14 protein-coding genes and 1 pseudogene are annotated in these 18,411 nt (G+C 68.4%); 9 read left to right on the forward strand and 6 right to left on the reverse strand.

What is annotated here, in order from left to right; translation table 11 throughout:
- Positions 1 to 52: 52 nt before the first annotated feature.
- Positions 53 to 1,324, reverse strand: coding sequence for an ABC transporter substrate-binding protein (locus tag ACRX5S_RS36690; protein ID WP_436777579.1), 1,272 nt, complete (start codon positions 1,322 to 1,324; stop codon positions 53 to 55).
- 269 nt (positions 1,325 to 1,593) lie between these two features.
- On the opposite strand from ACRX5S_RS36690, the gene ACRX5S_RS36695 reads away from it, so the two are divergent.
- From ACRX5S_RS36695 to ACRX5S_RS36705, 3 genes are all read left to right on the forward strand, one after another.
- Positions 1,594 to 2,244: a TetR/AcrR family transcriptional regulator gene (locus ACRX5S_RS36695; RefSeq protein WP_436777580.1), complete on the forward strand. Its 651-nt coding sequence runs from the start codon at positions 1,594 to 1,596 to the stop codon at positions 2,242 to 2,244.
- Positions 2,245 to 2,687: 443 nt separating this feature from the next.
- Positions 2,688 to 4,121, forward strand: a complete 1,434-nt coding sequence (locus ACRX5S_RS36700; protein ID WP_436777581.1) for a GH1 family beta-glucosidase — start codon at positions 2,688 to 2,690, stop codon at positions 4,119 to 4,121.
- A 683-nt stretch (positions 4,122 to 4,804) separates the two neighbouring features.
- Positions 4,805 to 5,854 carry an endo-1,4-beta-xylanase gene (locus tag ACRX5S_RS36705; RefSeq protein WP_436777582.1) on the forward strand — a complete coding sequence of 350 codons (1,050 nt, stop codon included), beginning with the start codon at positions 4,805 to 4,807 and terminating at the stop codon, positions 5,852 to 5,854.
- Positions 5,855 to 6,034: 180 nt separating this feature from the next.
- Here ACRX5S_RS36705 and ACRX5S_RS36710 read toward each other — a convergent pair whose 3' ends face one another.
- Positions 6,035 to 7,837, reverse strand: a complete 1,803-nt coding sequence (locus ACRX5S_RS36710; protein ID WP_436777583.1) for a glycosyltransferase 87 family protein — start codon at positions 7,835 to 7,837, stop codon at positions 6,035 to 6,037.
- Between the two features lie 1,018 nt (positions 7,838 to 8,855).
- Between ACRX5S_RS36710 and ACRX5S_RS36715 the strand changes: the two genes are divergently transcribed.
- Entirely contained in the window at positions 8,856 to 10,082 is a 1,227-nt protein-coding gene (locus ACRX5S_RS36715; RefSeq protein WP_436777584.1) for a PucR family transcriptional regulator, read from the forward strand.
- 313 nt (positions 10,083 to 10,395) lie between these two features.
- Here the strand turns inward: ACRX5S_RS36715 and ACRX5S_RS36720 are convergent, their stop codons facing one another.
- The 4 genes from ACRX5S_RS36720 to ACRX5S_RS36735 form a co-directional block, all read right to left on the reverse strand.
- Positions 10,396 to 12,288 carry an NAD(P)-binding domain-containing protein gene (locus ACRX5S_RS36720; RefSeq protein ID WP_436777585.1) on the reverse strand — a complete coding sequence of 631 codons (1,893 nt, stop codon included), beginning with the start codon at positions 12,286 to 12,288 and terminating at the stop codon, positions 10,396 to 10,398.
- Between the two features lie 47 nt (positions 12,289 to 12,335).
- The gene (locus tag ACRX5S_RS36725) at positions 12,336 to 13,151 is read right to left on the reverse strand and encodes an SDR family NAD(P)-dependent oxidoreductase (RefSeq protein WP_436777586.1); all 816 of its coding nucleotides are present in this window, start codon (positions 13,149 to 13,151) and stop codon (positions 12,336 to 12,338) included.
- A 381-nt stretch (positions 13,152 to 13,532) separates the two neighbouring features.
- Positions 13,533 to 14,408, reverse strand: coding sequence for a PhzF family phenazine biosynthesis protein (locus tag ACRX5S_RS36730; RefSeq protein ID WP_436777587.1), 876 nt, complete (start codon positions 14,406 to 14,408; stop codon positions 13,533 to 13,535).
- A gap of 637 nt (positions 14,409 to 15,045) precedes the next feature.
- The gene (locus ACRX5S_RS36735) at positions 15,046 to 15,528 is read right to left on the reverse strand and encodes a MerR family transcriptional regulator (RefSeq protein ID WP_436777588.1); all 483 of its coding nucleotides are present in this window, start codon (positions 15,526 to 15,528) and stop codon (positions 15,046 to 15,048) included.
- A 28-nt stretch (positions 15,529 to 15,556) separates the two neighbouring features.
- On the opposite strand from ACRX5S_RS36735, the gene ACRX5S_RS36740 reads away from it, so the two are divergent.
- The 5 genes and pseudogenes from ACRX5S_RS36740 to ACRX5S_RS36760 all read left to right on the forward strand — a co-directional run.
- On the forward strand, positions 15,557 to 16,735 hold the full coding sequence (locus ACRX5S_RS36740; protein ID WP_436777589.1) for an MBL fold metallo-hydrolase: 1,179 nt from the start codon (positions 15,557 to 15,559) through the stop codon (positions 16,733 to 16,735).
- Between the two features lie 98 nt (positions 16,736 to 16,833).
- Positions 16,834 to 17,103: a hypothetical protein gene (locus tag ACRX5S_RS36745; protein ID WP_436777590.1), complete on the forward strand. Its 270-nt coding sequence runs from the start codon at positions 16,834 to 16,836 to the stop codon at positions 17,101 to 17,103.
- Complete coding sequence (locus ACRX5S_RS36750) at positions 17,100 to 17,483, forward strand: hypothetical protein (protein ID WP_436777591.1); 384 nt, start codon at positions 17,100 to 17,102, stop codon at positions 17,481 to 17,483. The genes ACRX5S_RS36745 and ACRX5S_RS36750 overlap by 4 nt, the downstream gene beginning before the upstream one ends.
- A 101-nt stretch (positions 17,484 to 17,584) precedes the next feature.
- Entirely contained in the window at positions 17,585 to 17,866 is a 282-nt protein-coding gene (locus ACRX5S_RS36755; protein ID WP_436777592.1) for a hypothetical protein, read from the forward strand.
- 36 nt (positions 17,867 to 17,902) lie between these two features.
- Positions 17,903 to 18,364 (forward strand): annotated as a pseudogene (locus ACRX5S_RS36760) (ATP-binding protein); the annotation flags it as partial.
- Positions 18,365 to 18,411: the final 47 nt, after the last annotated feature.

Raw genomic sequence — 18,411 nt, forward strand, 5'->3', positions numbered from 1 at the left:
GCCCCGGGGACGCCCGCGGTGGCGGGCGTCCCCGAGTGCGCGGACGAACCGATCACTTCAGCGCTTTCAGATCATCGACGAACGTGTCCCACGACTTCTGCGCGGAGTCGGTCTTGTCGACCGAGACACGGTTGATCGCGTTGTTGAACGCCGCGGTGATCGCCGAGTAGTTGGTGCTCTTGTACTGAAGCGTGATGCTCGCCGACGCCCGGTTGGTGAGGATCTTCCCCACCGGCGCATCGTTGAAGAAGGGGTCGGTCACCTTCTGCAACTCGTCACTGTTCTGAGCCTGGATCTGGCTGGGGAAGTTGCCCGACGCCTGGAACGCCTTCAGCTGCTGCTCAGGGGCGGTGAGCCACTCCGAGAGCGCCTGGGCTTCCGCTGGGTGCTTCGACTGCGTCGGCACGGTGAGGTACGACCCGCCGCTGTTGACGCCGCCGCCGGGGTAGACGTCGGCGATGTCCCATCCCTTGACGCCGGCTGCGTTGCCTTCGATCACGCCCAGTATCCAGGACGGTGCGAGCATGACCGCGAACTTGTTGTTCTGGAACGCGTTCACCCAGTCGTCGGTCCACCGCTGCAGATGAGCCGAGAGGTTCTCGTGCGCCATCACCGTGTCGTAGATGTGCCGCAGGTCCTTGTTGTCGCCCGCGATGATGTCGTCGGTCTTGGGGTCCTCCCAGAGCACCTCGTACTGGTCGCCCCAACTGGTTGCGACCGAAGCCGACGCGTCGTAGAACGCCGGGCCCGTGTTCGCGGTCATGAACTGCTCGCCGACCGCGAAGAATTGGTCCCAGGTGGCGTTGTTGCCGCCGAACAGTTGGGCCACCGCTTCGCGATCGGACGGCAGGCCGGCTGCCTTGAACAGGTCGCCGCGGTAGGCGATGGACTGCGGGCCGATGTCCGTCGCGTAGCCGAGCAGCTTGCCGTCGTTGGTGGTCGCGAGCTTGGCCGTCCACTCCTTCCAGCGGCCCTCGACCTTCGGGGAGGCGAGGTTCACGAACTTGTCCGGGTACCGCATGACCTGGGGCATCCAGCTGTTGTCGACACCGACCACGTCGGCGAGCCCCGAACCCGCGCCCAAGGCGGTCTGGAACTGCTCCCTGGCCGCGTCGCTCGTGGCGAAGCGATTGTGTTTGATGGTGATCTCGGGGTGGAGTGCTTCGTACTCCTTCAGCAGATCTCCGTACCCCCACTCGCTGAACGTCGAGATCGTGAGAGTGGTCTTGCCGTCGGCGCCGTCGTCGTCGGATCCGCAACCGGCGGCGAGGACGGTCAGCGAGGCGGCTGCAAGCGCAGCGATGGCCCTTCGGGTGGATCGCATCTGCACTCCTTTGTCCCTGGCGGTGTGCCTCGAATTCGCGGCGACAAGGCAGCCGCCCTGGCGGCCGCGCGCTCCCGCGGGGGGGGGTACGAACCTCTTGCGCCCGAAGATCGCGCATGCCGCTGCGCCCCCGGCTGAGGTGTCGTTTCCGATGTCGTGGCGGCGGCCAGTATCACTCAATACAGTTCACCTGACAAGGTTTCGCGGAGTCCTCATCGTCACGCCGACACCCGGGCCGAGCACGACACGCGTCGCTGTATGTTGAGGGAATGGCGGAACACACGGGGCCTCGGGGGCCGTATCGCAAGGGGCTTCAGCGCCGCCGGGAAATTGTCGCCGCCGCAGCCGAGCTCTTTGCCGAATCCGGGTACGAACACTCGTCGATGCGCGAGCTCGCCAGGCGTATGCGCCTTACGCAAACAGGGGTCCTTCACCACTTCGCCGACAAGGAGGAGCTGCTCGTAGAGGTCCTCAGTCTGCGCGACGCGTCGGTTGCCGACTACCTCTCCGAGGTCCAAGCCACCGATGTCGCGACCAGGTCGCGAGAGGTCGCGCGTCATTCCGCGGAGCACGAGGGGCTGACGTCCCTTTTCATCATCCTGTCCGCCGAGGCCATCGACCGCGAACATCCAGCGCACGCCTACTTCGTCGACCACTACCAATCGGCCCAGGCACAGACGCTCGATCCCGACCCCGAGACTCCCGAGCACGCCCCGATGGGGGTGAGCGCGGAGATGATCGCCACCCTGGGCATCGCCGTGCAGGACGGGCTGCAACTCCAGCGGCGATATCGGGACGACCTCGATGTCGTCGCGGCCGTCGACGCCTTTTGGCAGCTCGTTGCGGCCGCCCGGGCGCATTGGTCCCGGCAGTCGCCCCCTGATGACTCCGACCATCGCGACGGCGGCGGCTCCGACTGATCCGAGCGAAGCCGGCGGCCGCTCCGGGCGCGGCCTCCCGCAACGAGCAGGGACCGCGTCGGCTCGGGCATGGCCGTACGGTCATCCGCCCTGTCGGCCAGGCGGTGCCGTGGTGCGCATGCCACCCCGGCTCGCCCATCGGCTGTGGCGCCGGCGGCGATCGCTTTCGCGTACGCCCTACGCAACTCCAGCCCACTCCGTTCCGCACCCTGAGGCCGGCTCGACAGGGCAGCGCCATCGACGGTGGCCTGCGCACGCCCGCAGTGCCTCGGTCACGTCGTAGACCGAGGGCCCTGGCAACTCCCTTGGCGGTCGCGACCGGTCGGCCCCCGGCCGGAGCCGACAGGCCCGCCGAGTGCAAGACACCAGTCTTTCGCCGGCCCCTGTTTCAATTACTGTTCAGGTGATAGGTTTTGGCGCCACGTCCCCAGAGAGGCTGGTCCATGTATCGCGACTTGATCGCCCGCGGGCACCTCGCGTTCCCGCCCGACTTCGTCCTGGGTGCCGCGACCGCCGCCTACCAGATAGAGGGCGGCGCGAACGAGGGCGGGCGCGGCGCCTCCATCTGGGACACCTTCAGCCACACGCCGGGCAAGACCGCCCAGGGCGCCACGGGAGACATCGCCGCCGACCACTACCACCGGGTCGAGACCGATCTCGACCTGATGGCCTCCTTCAACCTCGACGCCTACCGGTTCTCCGTCTCCTGGCCGCGCGTGATGCCCAGGGGCGAGGGCGAAGTCAATCCAGAGGGGCTGGCGTTCTACTCACGGCTCGTCGACGGCCTGCTCGCCCGCGGAATCACACCGGTCGTGACGCTCAACCACTGGGACCTCCCACAGGCCCTGGAGGACCGCTACGGCGGCTGGCGGGGACGCGAAACCGCCTTCGCCTTCGAGAAGTACGCGGAGATCATGGGTGCCGCCCTCGGCGACCGGGTCGCGATGTGGTCGACGCACAACGAGCCGTGGAACAACTCGTTCGCCGGATACGGGAGTGGCGCATTCGCGCCCGGCCTCAAGAGCCACGCGGACGCGCTCAAGGCCGCTCACCATCTCAACCTCTCGCACGGACTCGCGGTTGCGGCGTTGCGGCGAACCGTGAAACACCCCGATGCTCAGATCTCCGTTGTGCTGAACATCTTCCGCGTTGAGGCGGAGACCCCCGAGGATGCCGAGGCAGTCCGTCGTTTCGATGCCGTCGCCAACCGCATCTTCACCGGACCGATGCTCCGCGGAGCGTACCCACCCGATCTCCTCGACGACACCCGCACCTTCACCGACTGGAGCTTCGTACTCCCGGGCGACGTGGAACTCTGCCGTCAACCGATCGACCTCCTCGGGGTCAACTACTACGAGGTCATGCACCTGCGCCTGAGGCCGGAGTTCGACCCCGCCACCGAGGCCATGGGCGGCACGCTCTTTCCGGGCTCGGAACGCATCGAGATCGTGCGCCGCCCGGATCTGAAGCGGACGGCCATGGACTGGGGAATCGAGCCACAGGGGTTGGAGGACCACCTGGTCGCGCTGTCCAAGGATTTTCCCGGGCTGCCCATCATGGTCATGGAGAACGGCGCGGCATTTGCGGACGCGGTCGGCGATTCCAACGGCCGGCGCGTGGTCCTGGATCGCGACCGGACGCAGTTCCTCATCGACCACGCGACGGCTATTCACCGCGCCAGGGAACGCGGCGCGAACGTCGTCGGATATATCGTTTGGTCGCTGCTCGACAATTTCGAATGGGCGGAGGGGTACGGTCCTCGCTTCGGAATCGTCCACGTCGACTACGACACCCAGGAACGCACCCCGAAGCTGAGCTCTCACTGGCTCTCCGAACTCTGCGCGACGAAGGTCATCCCCATCCTCACCACCCCGTGAGGTGACCGGCGGGGCTGGATCTCCATTCGCAGCGCCCTTCGAGAGCTGGGGCGCGAAGTACCCGCCGGGCGTGCGGTATTGGGCGGACTGTTCGGCGAGTCAGCGCCATTCCCGGGCTTCGTCGCCGAGACGTGAAAAACAGCGCGCCACCCATGTCCACCGGGGTACGGGTGGGCGCTATTTGGCATGTCATCACGCCCGATCGGATCCCTTTTCCAAGCAATCCGCATCGATTTTTATAGCTATTACGCAAAATTAGCTGTACGGTCGGCTCGGTTCGGTCGACGCGCGTACTCCGCCCGCCGACTGATCGTGCGGCATGCAATGGGACCCCGCCTGCGACCGGAGCAGCGGGTGTTTCGGTGACGGCGGTGTGGCCGGCACCGCAATTTCGCGAACTTGCAGGTCAGTGCACGCGACCCGGCACTGGAGCGCATCTTTGGCCCCACCACCGGCCACCGCTGAGCGACACAAGATCGGCCAACGTGAACTGCGTGCGCCTCTGTTGAGGCGACCGAACAGCGAGGAGGCATCCCTTGGAACACCACCGATCGGCCGTCCGAGCGGCGAGCTCGCGCACGACGGCACCCACGTCCGGCAGCACGCGCGCTCGATCACGAGCCCCCCACCATCGTCGGTTCCGGCGGATCGGCACGCTCGCGGTCCTCACCGTACTCGCGCTTGTGTCAAGCCTGTTCACTTCGGGGACGGCCAACGCCTCTCCCCTCACTCTGCGCGGAATCGCGGACCGAGCGGGGATCCTCATCGGTTCCGGAGCCATCAACCCGAGCTACCTCGACGATCCGCGGTTCGCGGCCACGCTCGCGACACAGTTCAACAGCCTCTCGCCCGAGAACGAACTCAAGTTCAGCTTCAGCGAACCGCAGCAAGGCGTCTTCAACTTCGCGCCGCTCGACCGCCTCGTCGACTTCGCCGAAGACCACGACATGGCGGTGAAGGGGCACGGCCTCATCTCCGGAGGGGTCAATCCGGACTGGCTGACACAGCCCGGCAACACACCGGAGTTCGTGCGCGCCGCGACGTTCAACCACTTCAACACCCTCATGGACCGCTACCACGGCAAGATGGACCGGTGGGACGTCGCCACCGAGGTCTTCTCCACCTTCGGCGGCACCGGGCTGGAGCACAACTTCTGGTACAACAAGCTCGGCCCCGACTACCTCGCCGAGGTCTTCCAGATGGCGCACGACGCCGACCCCAGCGCCAAGCTGTTCCTCAACGAGTCCCTCGTGGAGTACTACCCCGCGAAGGCGCAGGAGCTCTACGACCTCGTGGCCGATCTGGTCGCCCGCGGCGTACCCATCCACGGCGTGGGCCTGGAGTCCCACGCCACCATCGCCGGTCCCCCGCCGGGCGCCATGACCGGCATCATCGAGTCCTACCAGGCCCTCGGGCTCGAAGTCGCCGTGACCGAGCTCGACGTGCACGTCACCGACGACACCGCCGGCCCCGGGCAGTCGAACACCGTCCAGGCGCAGATCTACGGGGACATGGTCTCCGAGGCGCTCGCCGCCGGAGTCACCGACATCAGCTTCTGGGGCTTCACCGACGCCCACGCCTACACCTGGCTTCCCGGTGCCAAGCCGCTGATGTTCGACGAGAACTACTGCCCGAAGCCGGCGTACTTCGCCACCTGGGCCGCCCTGGCAATCCACACGTTCGCCACCCCCCAGGACGCTCCGAAATCGACCAGCGCAAACGTACGACGCTGAGTTGAGCTCGGCAGTCGCGAAAGCCGCCGACTCGCCATAGTCCAACCAGTCGACGAAGTACCCGCACCCTGCCCCGTCAACGCGCGCCCCCGGGCCCTTGTCACACGACCCATGCGACAAGAGCCCGGGGATCGGAGGCCTTGCTCGACCCGGCAGCGGTCGGAGCCGCAGTATTCCGCGTTAACCCATGCGAAGCTTCTCTCCACCGTCCGCGATCAACTGCCCTGCTGAGTCGTACGCCAAAAGCAGGGCGTGGTCGGTTCTGGTAACGGCGATGGCGAAGTCTCGGGCACCCTCGATGCGCCGGTCTTCGAGGGCGCCTGATGGCGTCGGGTCGTAGGCGCCGGACAGCCTGGGCAGATGGCTCGGCGCGTACACCGGGCCACTTCCGGGACCGGGAGCGGGCAGCAGGGGGACGTCGATCGCTTTCGTCCCTTCGACGGGGACGAACACTAGGCGTGCCACCTGCGGGCCGACCTGCCCGCTGATGACGACGAGCCCACTCGTGCCTCCCGGCCCGCCACTGCCGAAGTTGAGCTGTCGGCCGCCGACCGGATCCACGGCGCTGAAGCAGGCGTATCCGCCGGGGGTGCCGTCCGGCGCGGGCGTTTGGCCGTAGTAGGCGCAGCCGTTCGGAGACGGACCCCACAGTGCTTCGTCGTGGTCGGCCGCTGTCTGGACGCGCACGGCGACGGGCGATTCCCTGACGAGCAGCACGACTCCCCCGGCGACCACCGCCAGAACGGCCGTGTAGGCCATGGCGGTCCGGGGCCGCACTATCAGCCGGACCCCAGGCAGGAGCATGACGGACGTCGCAGCGCGATCCCGCAACGGCTCAAGCCCCCACACGCACACCGCCAGCGCCGAGATCAGCCGCACGTTCTCGCGTACGAACCCGCCCGGAAGCCACCCGCCGACGCTGACCGTCATCACCGCCAGCAGCGCCGCACCCAATATCCAGCGCGCCCTGGTCGGGGCGGCGACCAGGAGAAGTCCGGCCAGGACGAGCCACACCTGATGGTGCGTCCACGACACCGGGGAAGCGACCACCGTCGCGCACCCCACAACAATCGCGCCCTGTGTCGGTCGTCCCTCGCGGTGGCACCGGCGTGCGCCGGTCAGCGCCACGGCACATACCAGCACGGACAGCACCAGCCAGGCTGCCGCGCGCTCCGGAGGCACCACTCCGACGCGTATCAGCGCCCCGTTGAGCGACTGGTTGCCGGTAGCGGCCAGATTGCCGATCCGCGAGGTGGTGAAGATCGCGTCGGTCCAAAACGTCGTCGAAGCAGCGGGCCACAGCGCATGCGCCAGGCACGTACACGTCGCGAACACCGCCCCCGCGCGCACCGCGTCGCGGCGTCGGCCGGTGATCCACAGGTACGGTACGAACAGGAGGGGCGTCAGCTTGATCGCCGCAGCGATCCCGACCAGGACTCCGCGCACCGGACGCGGCGTCAGGTCGAGAACGTCCGTGAACGCCAACAACACCAGGAATACGCTGACCTGCCCGAACCGCAGATTGCTCTGCACCGGCGCCGAGCAGACCAGCACCGCGGCCCCCACCAGGGTCAGCGCCACGTACCGACGCCGCCCCACGATCCCGTGCCGGGCCAGCAGCGCGGCCACGATCCCGACCACCGCGGCCAACGTCGCACCGGTCCACACGACACGCGCAACCGGCTCGGACACCCAGCCCAGCGGCCAGAACACCACCAGCGCAAATGGCGGATAGGTGAAAGGATCCCCGTTCTCCGCCACGTACTTGTACAGCGGCACCCCGTCGCCGACGGCACGGACGGCGCCCCGATACACGTGCAGGTCCATCTGCCGGTCCCACGCGGGCAGATGCCACGCAGACCACCACGACCAAGCCGCGGCCGCCCCGAAACAGAACGTCGCCACCACCAACGCCGTCACCTGCGCCGAACGAGGCCACCGCGAACCCACCAGGGCCAGCCGCCCCACCCCGTCACCCGTCATGGCAACGGATTCTGCCGCTCCCAATACCCGCACCTGCACCCGGGTGACGGCTCATCAGGTCATGCAGTACGCGTGTCAACTTTGGGCACGCCATAGGCAGACAGCCGACGCAGACGTCGCGTGTTTCCCTCCGAGTGCCCTGTGCTGGTCGAAAGCGCGGTCCCCGGGGTTGACCTGCGGTTTATGCGGCAGACTGGTACTCGTTGCGCAGTCCGTCGAGGACTTGGTGTCGGCGTATCCGGTCGGGTTGCGTCGGGAAGGTGGGCACATTCGGTTCCTCGTCGGGGGCGTGCAGGTGCAGTCCGTCGCGTTGGCGCTGGCGTCGGCGTGGTGGTGCTCGATGTAGGTGTCGAGGACGGTGCGGGGGTGCTGTTCGCCGGTGATGAGGAGCCGGTCGGTGCATTCGCGGCGGACGGAGGCGATTTAGCGTTCCGCGTACGCGTTCATCCGCGGTGCCTGCGGTGCAGTGGGCACGGCGTCGAAGGCGTCGGTGAACTTCGCGTCCCGGTCGGTGGTGAGGTATGCGAACCGGTGTCGGGTGTCTTCGGGGGGCGGGCGGCGAATTCGCGGGTGGCCTGGTCGGTGGTGTCGGTCGTGTCGGGCGATTGGGGGGACGTCTGCGGTCCTCGGCTGCGGGTTTCGGAGGGTTGTGCGGATTGCGCAGGCGAACCGGCGTCCCGTGTGTGGGGCCCGACAGGCGTGCGTTACGAGTGCCCTCACGGGATAACGGGTGGGTACCGGGTGTCCCCCGCCTTGGTGCGGTCCTCGCGGGGTTCTGCTTTGCGCCGGCCACCGCGGATGGCAGCGCGGGGGTTCCTGCCTGGGGAATGCGGTCTACGTTCACGTCAGTTCGTCTTCACATCCGTACGCCGTAACTCAACGTGACGATCGTTGCGGCGCCGGGCGCGGGCGGGCCATGTCGACACCGACAGCGTCTTGTGTCTGCGCCGACAACGACCTCACCGGACGTTCGGCGTTGGGCCGGAAGCCGGGCCCGCGTTGTCCTAGGCTCGGCCGCGTGCATGGGACCGAATCCGAGAAGCTGGTGGCCGCACTGGCGGGGATCCTGATGGGCAGAGTCGACCGCCTCGCCGAGGAGATGGCCGAACTGACGTACGAGAAAGTCGAGTTCTATCGGTCCATGGTGGTCGGCCCGGAGGACCTGATCGCGTCCATGCGTGACAACCTCAGATACACGTTGGAGTTCCTGGCCGCCCCCGCCTTGTCGTCACCCGACCTGTCGGCACCGACCGCGACCGGCCGCAGACGCGCTCTCCAGAACGCGCCGCTTCCGGAGGTCCTGCGTTCCTACCGGCTGAATTTCTGCTACTTCTGGGAGCAACTCCTGGCGGAGGCGCGGAGATGGGGCGGGGACGCGCCCGATGCTCTCCTGAATGCCACGCCGCAGGTCTGGGGCCTGGCGGACGCGTACTCCTCGGCGCTCACCGACGCCTACCGCGAGACGCTTTCCGAACGGATGGTGGAGACCGACCGCCGCCGCTCCGTGCTGGTCGCGGAGTTGATCGACGGGCCTTCCGCGACCAGTGACACGGTCTGGGAGGTCGCCAAGATGCTCGGCTTCCCCTTCCAGGGGGCGTTCCTCGTCGTCACGGCCGAGAACGCCACCGCGAGCGAGTCTCCCCTGCCCGGACTGGACAGTCGGTTGCGTGCCCTCGACGTCGGATCGGCCTGGCGCGCGCAACCCGGGTCCGAGACGGGCGTGTTGTGCTGCCCGCGACGGAGGCCGGTCGAACAGATCCTCGACGCCGTCCGGGCTGTGGCGACGGGCCGCGTGGGAGTGAGCCCGCTGTACGACCGCCTCGACCAGACCAGCCGCGCACTTCGGTACGCCCGCGTCGCCGCGGAGTCACTGCCCCCTGGCGCCCCGGCCGTCCGGCAACTCGACGACACACCGCTGACCGAACTGGTGATGAACAATCTGGACACCACCCAACGTGCGGTGAACCGCATCCTCGGCGGCGTCCTCGCTCTCGCCGAGGACGACCGCACCACCCTGCTCGCCACCGCGCGAGCCTGGTTGGAAGCACACGGATCGGCGGCCGAGGCCGGACGTGCCTTGTACTGCCACGAGAACACCGTCCGCTACCGGATGCGCCGGCTTGAGGAGTTCCTGCGCGGCCCCCTGGACAACCCCAAGATCGTCGCCGAGCTCTCCATGGCCCTCGACGCCGTCGGCACCTTCCCCGTCCTCCTCGAACGCCGCCCGGCAGCGCAACAAACCTGAAGGCAATCCGCACCGCCGCCACCCACCGGGCAGCCTCCGGACGACGACCTCACCGACCTGCGGGTGACCGAGCAGGGCACCGGCGGGCATGTGACGTAGACCGACAGTCACGTCACGCTGCTGCTCGCCGAGTACCGTGCCGGCCACCACGGACTGATGACCGCACCGGAGTTGGCACGGCAGGCGGCGTGGGCACTCCGCACGCTCCTTCCGCCGCGCCGTGGACGATGCGCTGTGCCGCTCGCACCGACGTGGTCGATGGGCGCGCGGACCCCGGGCGGTCAGCCCCGCCACCAGGAGGCGGGCAGCGGCGTCAGGACCGTTCTGGGGGAGTCGTGATCTCCAGGTCGTCCCAATCGACTTGGGTGCACATGCGGTGGAAGTCCGGCCCGTACCAGGGGGCGTTGACCTGGAGGCGTCCGAACTCGTTGACGTAGTAGTTCTTTTCCGGGTTGCCGTAGTCCTGGAGCAGCAGGAGCTTGTTCGCCTCGGCGTCGAGTGCCTTGTTGTACCGCTCGTACGCTTCGGTGCTCACCTCCACGCTCGACGCCTTGCCCTCCAGCATCCGCACCGCGAGCTGACCCACGTAGGACGCCCAGATCACGTACCACATGGGCAGACTCGTGCCGCCCGACAGCGGCTGGGAGTTGGGGCCGTACAGGACGAACATGTTCGGGAAATTCGGGACCATCATCCCGAGGTACGCCCGCGGGCCGTCGGCTGCCCAGAAGTCGTGGACGTCGATGCCCGCCCTGCCCGTGTACCGCGCCGGCCACAGGTACTTGCCGACGTCGAAGCCGGTCGCGGTGACGATGACGTCCGCGTCGTGAACGGTCCCGTCGGCTGTCTCGATGCCGGATTCCGTGAGGCGGGTGATCGGCTCGGTGACGAGGTGGACATGGTCGCGGGTGAGCGCCCGGTACCAGCCGTTGTCGACGACGGGGCGGCGCGAGAACGGCGCGTAGTCGGGTGTCAATCGGTCGACGAGGTCCTGCCGCCCGTCCGTCTGCGCCTTGATGTACGCGGTGAGGTCGTCGCGGAGCTTGTCGCTCATCGCGTTGAACCGGCCTCCGTTGGCCTGCCATTCCTCATCCGGGATGAGGAATCCGTGGGTGCCGAAGAGGCCGGCGACGGACATGTAGCGCCACCAGTGCCAGTAGCCCGGGAAGTTGTCGAGCAGCCACCGGATTTCGACCTCGACTTCGGCGCCGTACTTGACGCGCGGGCTGATCCACTGCGGGGTTCGCTGGAACACGTGGACCTGCTCGGCCTTTTCGGCGATCGGCGCCACCATCTGCACGCCGGTCGACCCGTTGCCGACCACCGCGACGCGCTTGCCGGTGACGTCGAGGTCCTGCGGCCACTGCGACGGGTGCACGATCTGCCCGCGGAAGTCGTCCCGGCCTTCGAAGTGCGGCAGACGCGGGTTGGCGAACGTCCCGAGCGCGTTGACCAGGATGTTCGCCTCCAGGGTCTCGGGGCCGTCGGGCGTCGTCGCCTCCAGGAGCCACACATTGCGCGCCTCGTCGAACGTCGCGCGTTGCAGCGTGTGACCGAAGCGCGTGTTCTTGAACACCCCGTACTTCTTCGCCATGTCTTCGAGATACGCGCGTACTTCCGGGCCCTGCGCGTAGTACTCCGTCCACGGGTGGTTCTTCTCGAAGCTGAACTCATAGGTGATCGACGACGTGTCGACGCGAATCCCCGGGTACCGGTTTATGCTCCAGGTGCCGCCCGGCTCCGGCTGACGGTCCAACACGAGGTACGGGATTCCCAGCAGCTCGAACTGGATTCCCATGGCCAGACCGCTGAAGCCGCTGCCGATGACCACGGCCTTGAATCCCTCGGGGAATTCGGGCCGCTCCCCCGTCCATTGCGCGTACCACGGAAAGGGCTTGAACGCCGGGATGTCGCGGCGCGCCTCGAATTCGAGGTCGCTCATCTCCTCACCCGTCGCCATGGTCATCAGCGTGCGCAGTTCGGACGCGGGCGGCTCGTCGGGAATTCCCGGTCCGGCATGCGCGTCGAGCCAGTCGACCGCCTTGGCGACGAGGAGTTCACGCTGCTGCTCGGTGAGTTTCGCGGCGACCGGCAGCGACGCCAGTTCGGGGTCCCCGGTCTGCTGGAACAGTGCGACGCGTACCGCGTTGAGGTCGCCCAGTTCGACGGCCCGGCGGATGAACGCACGGTCGACGGTCGTCTCCATTACTCCTCTTCCTGTGGCTGCGTTGCCTCGATGTGCCTGCCGCACGGTCAGCGCGGAGCTGATTCCATGTCCGGCAGTGGATAGGGGAACTTCACCGAGACGCCGCCATCGACGGTGAGGACCTGGCCGGACACGTAGCGGGCCAGGTCCGAGACGAGGAAGAGCAGGGGCCCTGCGATGTCCGCCGGCAGAGCCACGTCCCGTACGGGCGCGTTGGCGGCGTTGGCGGCACGCCCGGACTCACCGAGGTACGCGGACACCCGCGGCGTCCACACAACGCCCGGCGCCACCGCGTTGACGCGAACACCGGACGGGCCGAGCTCGACGGCCGAGGAGCGGACCAGGGAGATCAGGGCCGCCTTGGCGGCTCCATACGCCGCGTGCATCGGAGCGCCCGTGAGACCGGAGACCGAGGCGACGAAGGCGAAGGTGCCGCCGCCGTGCCGGGCCATGTGCCGCCCGCCGAGTTGCAGCGCGAGAACCGCGTGGCGCAGCACGATGCCCTGGTGCCACTCCCAGTCCTCGTCAGTACAGGCCATCAGCTCCTGGTACTTGCTCATGCCGATGATGTCGACGACGGAATGCACCCGCCCGAGGCGCGACTCCGCTTCGTCCCAGAACGCCGACATGTCGGCCCGCGAACTCGCGTCGCCGGCCCACGCCGTGCCGCCCACCTCCGCTGCCACGTCGTTCGCGAGCTCCGGGTCGAGGTCGACGGCGAGGACCCGGGCCCCCGCCTGGGCCAGTGCATGACACGTCTGACGCCCGATGCCCTGCCCCGCCCCGAGTACAACCACCCCCTGCCCGTCAAGGCGCAGGCGGCCGGGGTAATCGGGGACCTCGGTGTTGTCGGTGCGGGACACGGCTCTCCTCGGAGTGAACTGCGAGCCGACGGGGGCTCCTGGAACAGATATCGACCGGCTCGCGTGCTCGTGTCTCGATGGGTGGGAGACAACCCGCAGGCCCGTGGTGACGCCGAGGCCACACCTCCACAGCACCTCTGCTTCGGCGGTCTCGGCGTAACGTTTTGATATTTCGAATAATTTTTTGACTCGTTGAGCGTGAATGATTCTGCGCACGGCCCGGCACCAAAGGCAAGGGGAAGGTCACGCGGCAGTCCACCCGGCAGCTCACACGAGGCCGAACGCGCGGCGTCGAGACAGTGGCTCGCTGACCCCCGGGCCGCAGGGCTGCGTAAGACGGCGCAAGGCGGCGCAGCCGCTGTGCTCCCGGCGAGGACCGGGTCAGTCCGTCCGCAGGAAGTCGTCGGGCAGGGTCAGTTGCCCGTTGCCGATGAGGCAGACGCCTCCGCCGACGCCGATGGACCGGATCTTGTCGCGGTCCGCGCGGGCGGTGGCGTACAGCGTGGACGGCCGGCCGACGGCCTCGCCTTGGCTGAGGGTGATCCGGGTTCCGGACACGAGGAGCCCGTGGCGGACCAGATGGGCGGCCAGCGGGCCGGCCGCCGAGCCGCACGCCGGGTCCTCGGGCACTTTGTCGAAGGGCGAGAACATCCTCGTCACGGCACTGGTCGGCCCGGTCCGGGCGAACACGTTGACATGATCGCTGCCGACGACGGCGCCCAGCGCGGGGTGGTTCGGCACGATGCCCATGACCGCCTCGGGGCTGTCGGCCATGACGTACAGGTGCCGGATCCCCGCGTCGTACAGCGTGACCGGCAGCACGCTCCCCGCCAGGCCCAGCACGTCGAGCAGCCGGCAGGTCAGCCCGTCGGGGACGGGTTCGATCTTCGGCAGCGGCTGGTCCATCCACGCGGTGAACCGCGCCGGCCCGTGGCGGACGGTGGTGACCGGGACAATGCCGACGTTGGTCTCGATTCTCAACTCGGCCTTGTCCGCCGGGCGCCGGGCGGCGAGAACCGCTGCGGTGCCCAGCAGAGGATGGCCTGCGAAATCGAGTTCGGTGACCGTCGACCACAGCCGCACCCGCGCATCAACGCCGTCCCGCCGAGCGGTGAGGAACACGGTCTCGGAAAGGTTCATCTCCAACGCGACCGCCTGCATGAGCTCATCGTCGAGCGGTCGTTCGTCCGTGAAAACGGCAAGCTGATTGCCGGCCAGCGGCCGGTCGGTGAAGACATCGGCAAGGTCGTAGCGCAACAAACGGCTCCATCCGATCCCGGGCAAGCAGACGCGCACCGGACGACGGGGACGGCAGTCGTCGATCGCCCGCGGACGCGGCATGCTCAAGCCTTCCAGGACCGAGAGGTCACAGCCCCCCATGGTGCCGACCACGAAACACGTCCGCGCCCACCGGCTACTGCTCCCGACGTCGGCGCAGGATCGCGTTCGGGCACTCAATGGCATCGCCATCTGATCGAAGAGCACTCACAGGTCCAAAACACGTCCTCGCGGGCGGCACGTCTCACCCGACGCCCAGCGCACGGCGGTCTCCGGATACCCAGGGCGGTGCTCAGCGCAGGCCGCGGCCTCGCCGAAGACGGTCGCCGCCTCGGGCCGCAGCCACGAGCCTGCCGGCGTGCCGTCCCCCGTGAACCTCCGACCATGGGCACGCCACGAGCACTGGACGATTGTCCACACCTCGGTCCGCGCGGCAGTACCTGCCGTCCGGGGTTCCTGATACACCGTGCTCGTACCGCATGCCGGTCCGTCGAAGGCGGGGATGTCCGGGGTTGTCGCGGGCCCGAAGGGCCTTGGCGGACCGGTGCGTCCGTCATGCAGATGCGGACGCGGCGGTGAGGCGTGATGCGGCTCGCCGCCGCCGAACCTGCTCCCCCTACCCTGCCGTTCGGTGGGGCGGGATGCGCGCGGCGATGGCGGCGTGGGCGCGCGGACACTGCTCGAACGGGAAGGGGCACTGGAGAGCGTGCTCGATGAGGTCCCTGGCAGCCTGGGCCCGTGCGATGCGACGCTCCAGTTCGGCGATGTGGTCGCGCAGCAGGTCGGCGTGGTCCATGGGATCGGCGGTGGAGAACACCTCGCGCACCTGGCCGAGTTCGAGCCCGGCGTCCTTGGCGATGAGGATCATCGCGACGCGGGCGAGGTCGTCGGGGCGGTAGCGGCGGTGCCCGCTGTGGTCCCGCTCCGGAGCGAGCAGGCCGACGCTCTCCCAGTGCCGCAGCACGTGCGTGGCCATTCCGAACCGGTCCGCGAACTCGCCGATTGTCATGGTCTCGCCACGGGCCGCGGGCGCTTCGTCGGCTCGGGCTGCCCCGTCGCCGGGCCCGCACTTGCCTGCGGCGGTATCGCTTGACTTCATGCGGACATTAAGCGGCAACGTGACCGGCATGAGCAACGACACCATCGCCATCACGCGCGTGGCCAATTCCTGTGTGCTGCTGGAGATCGGCGGCCTCACCGTATTGACCGATCCCTTCTTCACCGAACGGTGGCACGTGCGCCGCGGCGAACCGCTCGGCCTGACGGTCGGCCAACTCCCTTCTCTCACCGCGATCGTGGCCAGTCACTCGTATCCGAACCACTGGGACCTGCGCGGGTTGCGCGGGTACCACGACAAGACAGGTCCCATGGTCTGCACGAGCAGTGCGCGGATGGCCCGTCGGGCCGGACGAGCCGGCTACTCGCGGGCGCGGTACCTGCCGTGGGGAGAGACCGTACGTCCCGTGCCGACGCTCTCGGTGCGGGCCGTTGCGGCGGGTCGGAATCTGGGGCAGCGGCAGAATGCGTACGTCATCGAAAGCGGTGGCGTGCGCGTCTTCTTCGGCGGGGAGATCCGGGATGTGGCGCATCTCGCGCGCCACCGTAAGCACGAGCCCGCAGTCCATGTTGCCCTGCTGCCGGTCAACGGCCTGCGCCCGCTGGTCGGCCCACCGGTCGTAATGGGACCGGCCGAGGCGGTCGCGGGCGCGACGGCCCTCGGCGATCCGCTCGTAGAACGCGGCTGCCAGGGCCCAGTCCCCGCAGTCGTCGTCCTTGCGTGGCGCCTCGTGCAAGCGGATAAGGACGGCGATCAGCGATCGGCCCGACAGGTCGGCGGCGATCACGCCCTCGCCTTCGGCGGTGACCTGTGGGGATGCCGGAAATGCGGGTGGGGTCCCGCGATGGCGATCAGGAACTCCCAGGTGTCGCGGTGGCACCGCACCGTGGCGGAGGAGATCCGGGCCGCGCGCAGCAGACGCTTCCTGTGCTTCCCAGCAACTGGCCAGCCTCGGCGACCAAGGCAGCCGCGTCAGCATCGCCCTCGACGACCGCGCCGCCGACACCGACGACACCGATCCGGCGGCCACCGGCACCGAACCTCCCGCCTGACCGGGACCGTCAGGACGAGGCGCCGCGTGTTCGGCAGGGCCTCCAGAAGCCGGGGCGAAAGAGCGGCCGGGAGCAACCACAGGCCCACCATACCGATGGTCGTGACCATCACCGTCACGACCCTGGCGGCCATCGCGGTGTTCGGCGCCGCGCCAACCATGTTGGCGTACGCCGGGCGCAGCACGTCATCGAGATGACGAAGGCACTGAATCCTCCGCCGCCCACCGATCCGCCGGCGCCGCCGCCGACCGGCCCACCGTGATTCGCGGGGCTCTACTGGCGGTAGAGTTCGGGTATGGACGAGGACACGAGCATCAAGGTGGCTAAGGCCACGCGGGAGCGGCTGGCGGAACTCGCGCAGGAACGCGGAACAACCATCCGCGGTCTGGTGGAGGTACTGGCGGCGTCCGCGCCCACGAAGGCCGAACTGCGGGCCCGCGCCGAGGTGGCGCGGACTGAGCTGCGCGAACGGTTCGGTATCCAGGTCACGCCTGCGGACGAGACCGCCGGACAGCAGCTTTGGGACCAGCTCACCGGCCCGGCCGCCGCGGCGGGGGCCGCGTGACCCCGGTACTGCTGGACCACACCGCACTCCTCGTGCTCGCCAAGGGCCACCGCCAGTTGTCGGGATTCGTCGTCGCCGCAGCCGGCGGCCGCGGCGTCCTGCAGGTCCCGGCACTGTCGCTGACCGTCGCCGGCAGGGAGCGCGAGTACCTCGCCGAGCACGTCGCCTCGCTGCCCGGGGTGGAGATCGAACCCCTGGACCTGCCCGCAGCACTGGCCGCCGGGGACTTGCTGCGAGCGGGCACCGACTGGCGGGTCACCCAGGCGGTGCACCTGGCCCGTCCCACCCTCGACCACCCCGGCGGCAGGCCGCTGATCAGCTTCGAACCCGGGCTGTACGCCGGTACAGGCATCGCCCCGATCACTCCCGGCGGGAACTGAGGCCCGGCCGTCGTAGCACGCGGGTCCGCCTGGGCTGGGACGTTGACTCGGATGGGCGAGCGGTGATGCCGCGGTTGCTGTCGTGCCGCAGGCTGGTGCGCATGACCAACTCCACGTACCAGGGATCGACACACATCGTTCTGGGGGACTTCGAGATCGCTGTCATGGCGGAGCTCCACATGGAGGTTTCCCCTGGCTTGGCTGGTTGGCGGGGCATCCTCGAAGCCGACGACCCGAACGAGGACTTCAACGAGGTGATACGCGCCGAGGGCAACCCGACGTTTCGTCTTGCGGACGGCCGTACCGGCGAGTTCGTCCCGACGAACACCAGCGTCGGCACCGGGGTACTGAGGATCACCGGAAGCGGTCCCAAGCCGTTCTAGGCGCGAGCGGGTTCGGCTGCGGAGTGCGGGTAAGAGGGCCAGCCGCTCTGCCTGATCGGCGACTCCGGGACCGGCAAGTCCCACCTGCTGATCGCGCTCGGCACCGAGGCCGCGATGGCAGGGTTCCGCGTCCGCTACACCTTGGCCACCAAGCTGGTGAACGAGCTGGTGGAGGCTGCCGACGACAAGCAGCTGTCCAAGACCATCGCCCGCTACGGCCGCGTCGACCTCCTCTGTATCGGTGAACTCGGATACATGGAACTCGACCGCCGCGGCGCCGAGTTGCTGTTCCAGGTGCTGACCGAGAGGGAGAAGAACAGTCTCGCGATCGCCTCGAACGAGTCGTTCAGCGGCTGGACCAAGACCTTCACCGACCCGCGGCTCTGCGCGGCCATCGTCGACCGCCTGACCTTCGGCGGCAACATCATCGAGACCGGCACAGACTCCTACCGCCTCGCCCAGACCCGAGCCAAAGCCGAGCAGGAGGGTCCCGCCTGAACTTGGTTTCAACCTCGGCCAAGGCGGAGCTGGTTCCGGGGGGGGGG

It is taken from the genome of Yinghuangia sp. YIM S09857 (genome assembly GCF_051388915.1).
Lineage (GTDB): Bacteria > Actinomycetota > Actinomycetes > Streptomycetales > Streptomycetaceae > Yinghuangia.